A 1,296-nucleotide genomic window follows, 5' to 3' on the forward strand; every position below is an offset into this window, starting at 1 on the left:
GCATCTCTTAACGCCTGTTGTAACAGACATGAAAGAGGCGGCAAACGCCTTGCGTTGGTGTGTTGCTGAGATGGAGCGTCGTTATAAATTGATGGCATCTCTTGGTGTTCGAAATATCGCTGGCTATAACCGCAAGGTGAAAGCTGCAGCTGAGGCAGGTGAACCAATCCTCGACCCTCTATGGCAGCCAGATGAACATCTACTAAATGAAGAGCAGCATCACCCAGAGTTAACAAACTTGCCCTTTATTGTTGTCGTGATTGACGAGTTTGCTGACATGATGATGATTGTCGGTAAAAAGGTTGAAGAACTCATTGCCCGTATCGCGCAAAAAGCGCGTGCAGCAGGGATACACTTGATTCTGGCGACGCAACGTCCATCGGTTGATGTGATCACAGGCTTAATTAAAGCCAACGTTCCGACTCGTATTTCTTTCCAAGTTTCGTCAAAAATAGATTCAAGAACGGTTCTCGATCAAGGTGGAGCAGAGCAGTTGCTGGGTCATGGTGACATGCTATATATGCCGCCGGGCACAAGTGTTCCAGTTCGGGTACACGGCGCATTCGTTGATGATCACGAGGTGCATAAGGTAGTTGATGATTGGAAACAGCGTGGCCAGCCTAATTATCTAGAGGAAGTCCTCTCTGGCGGAGAATCAAGTGACCCGATCGCTGCAGCCTTCGCTGAAGACTCTGGCGCAAGTGAACAAGATGCTTTGTTTGATGAGGCTGTTGCCTTTGTTACGACAACACGACGTGTGTCAATTTCATCAGTTCAGCGTAAGCTGAAAATTGGTTACAATCGTGCGGCAAACTTGGTCGAAGCGATGGAACAAGCCGGTGTCGTAAGTGAGGCGGGTCACAACGGCAGTCGTGAAGTTCTAGCTCCGCCACCACCTGAAGCATAAACGGTTTATTGGCTAACAAAGCCTTAAGTTTTTCCATTTCCTCCTGTGGTATGCTCTTTTCTTTTTTTTGGAGAGCATACCTTGCTGAAATCCCTCTCTTTACGGTTTTCTCTCGTAACGATTTTAATCATTGCCTCTTTTGATCTGTTTTCAAAAACACGCACAGACGCAGATGAATTGTCTGCATTGCTATCTGAATCGGCGGATATTCAGGGGGCATTTATCCAATTTGTCGTTGATGGCAGAGGTACACGTGTTCAAGAAACACGGGGTGAATTTAAGGCTAAGAAGCCAGATCTGTTTTATTGGGAAACAAAAGCGCCATTAGCTCAGAAAATATATGTATATCAGGGTGAAGTAACTGTCTACGATCCCGATCTAGAACAGGC

The 1,296-nt window shown here is 46.4% G+C and carries 2 protein-coding genes; both read left to right on the plus strand.

What is annotated here, in order from left to right:
- A partial coding sequence (locus A3762_RS04245) for an FtsK/SpoIIIE domain-containing protein (protein WP_255375027.1) occupies positions 1-907 on the plus strand: 907 nt, incomplete at its 5' end.
- Positions 908-988: 81 nt separating this feature from the next.
- Positions 989-1,296: outer-membrane lipoprotein carrier protein LolA (locus A3762_RS04250; RefSeq protein ID WP_197469015.1), on the plus strand; the 308-nt coding region annotated here is incomplete at its 3' end.

Source organism: Oleiphilus sp. HI0125 (assembly GCF_001635355.1).